The sequence below is a fragment of the Mesorhizobium sp. M7A.F.Ca.CA.004.06.1.1 genome (genome assembly GCF_003999135.1).
GTDB lineage: Bacteria > Pseudomonadota > Alphaproteobacteria > Rhizobiales > Rhizobiaceae > Mesorhizobium.
Window position 1 is genome coordinate 1 of sequence record NZ_RZPQ01000939.1, and the last position, 1,939, is coordinate 1,939.

The 1,939-nt window shown below is 65.1% G+C and carries 3 protein-coding genes and 1 pseudogene; 2 read left to right on the forward strand and 2 right to left on the reverse strand.

Going from position 1 to position 1,939, the window contains the following annotated elements; translation table 11 throughout:
• Positions 1-251, forward strand: a 251-nt coding sequence (locus tag EN906_RS32400; RefSeq protein ID WP_164777538.1) for a rhodanese-like domain-containing protein, incomplete at its 5' end; no start/stop codon positions are given.
• A gap of 13 nt (positions 252-264) precedes the next feature.
• Here EN906_RS32400 and EN906_RS32405 read toward each other — a convergent pair.
• Positions 265-1,173, reverse strand: coding sequence for an alpha/beta hydrolase (locus EN906_RS32405; protein WP_127270854.1), 909 nt, complete (start codon positions 1,171-1,173; stop codon positions 265-267).
• A gap of 47 nt (positions 1,174-1,220) precedes the next feature.
• Between EN906_RS32405 and EN906_RS32410 the strand changes: the two genes are divergently transcribed.
• Positions 1,221-1,673, forward strand: coding sequence for a MarR family transcriptional regulator (locus EN906_RS32410; RefSeq protein ID WP_023813960.1), 453 nt, complete (start codon positions 1,221-1,223; stop codon positions 1,671-1,673).
• 18 nt (positions 1,674-1,691) lie between these two features.
• Here EN906_RS32410 and EN906_RS32415 read toward each other — a convergent pair.
• A pseudogene (locus tag EN906_RS32415) lies at positions 1,692-1,939 on the reverse strand (pyridoxamine 5'-phosphate oxidase family protein); the annotation flags it as partial.

Consider the following 1,939-nt stretch of genomic DNA (forward strand, 5'->3'; position numbering starts at 1 on the left):
AGATTCCCGGCGCCAAGCATGTCACGCGCGGCATGCTGGAGTTCTGGATCGACCCCGAAAGCCCTTACCACAAGCCCTTCTTCGCCTCGGGCAAGAACTTCGTGTTCTTCTGCGCCGGCGGCTGGCGCTCGGCGCTGGCCACAAAGACGGCGCAGGACATGGGGCTTTCGCCGGTCAAGCACATCCTTGGCGGCTACACCGCCTGGAAGGCCGCCGGACTGCCGGTCGAACCCGGCGAGAAGAAGAAATAATCTCGACCGCCGCTCAGTGCAGCAGCAATGGCTCGCGATTCGCCACGAAGCCAACCGCGCGTTCGACCACGCCCTTGTCGGCGAGAATGCGGCGGTGGCCGAGCCCGTCGGCCCAGTAGAGCCGCACATGGCCGCCGGCGCCGGCATAGCGCCTTGCATGATCGGCCGAGACTTCGCGGTCGTCCTGCGCATGGATGACCAGGGTCGGCACCGGCGCCTGGGCGAGCTGACGGTCGCCGGTGAATTCGTGCAGGGGGCGGCCGGAAAGATGCTCGACCCGGTCCGCCATGGCGGCTTGCGAGCGCGGGCCGACATTGAGCATGCGGCTGAAGTCGGCAAAGATCGCCGGCAGGGAACTTGGCGCCGCGATCAGCACCAGGCGTCCGGCCGCCAGTGGCGGGATGTTCTTGACCGAACCGGCGATGGCGTTGGCGGCGACGGCGCCGCCGAAGGAATGGCCGACCGCTGCCACGAAGGGGCCGAACCACTCGCCGGCAACCCGCACCGCATCCACCGCATTGACCATGTTCAAGCGCCGGCCCTGCGACTGGCCGTGGCCGGGCAGGTCAAGCGAAACGACCCGGTGGCCGGCGGCGCGATAGCCTTCGATCAAGGCGCGCATATATTCGGTGCGCGAGCGCCAGCCATGGACGACGAGCACCGTGCCGGCGGCCGCCCTGCCCGGCTCCGGGCGGAACTCGTGCACCATGACGCAGCCGGTCGCGGTCTTCAGCCGGTGATGACGCGCCTCGGTCATGAACCCGGCCGCACGGTCGACAGCACGGCGCTCGCCATCGCTGAGCGCCTTGACATTCGGGGTGCGGCAGAACAATTCGAACGCCGCGCGTCCGCTAAGCCGCGGCGCGACACGCTCTGCCGCACCGAACACGCCCCGGATGACCTTCAGCCCGAATGATGCCATAGTGAAAATCCATCCATACGTTCAAGCATGAACATAATAGTTCAAAGATGAACAATAAACAAGAGCTGCCTTGGGATAACCCGCGTTTCCGCAACTGGGTCGCGGTGGCGCGCGCCTGCCATGTGCTGGAGCGCACGCTGGCGGTGAAGCTTGCGCCGCTCGATTTGAAACCGGCGCAGCTCGACGTGCTGATGAACCTCTATCGCCACCCCGGCATGTCGCAGCACGATCTTGCCCGCAAGCTGCTCGTCGGCCGTTCCAACATCACCATGCTTTTGCCGCAGCTGGAAGCGCGTGGCCTGCTGCGCCGCGAAGGCGACGAGAAGGACAAGCGCATCCTGCGGCTCGCGCTCACCGAGGCCGGCGAGGCGCTGTTGATGCAGGCGCTGAAAGTGCACATGGCGCTGATAGAGAAGGCGATGAGCCAGTCTACGCCGGAACAATGCGACATGATCGGCGAGCAGATGCGCAAGATCTATGATGTGCTGAAAGAGGCGTGAGGGCTTTTCAGCCCAAACCTACCACATCGTCTTCTTCGCCCGCTCCGGCCATTCCTTGTCGTAGGTTTCGCCGTCGATGTTCCTGCGGCTGGTGATCTCCAGGATCTGTCCGGGCGTCGGCAGCGACTTCGGGTCGACATGCCTTGCTGCGTTCCAGAGCTCGGAGCGGACGATGGCCCGGGCGCATTGGAAATAGACCGAATCGATGTCGATGACGGTCACCGATCGAGCCGCCTTGCCTTCCACCGTGAATGACGCGCACAGCG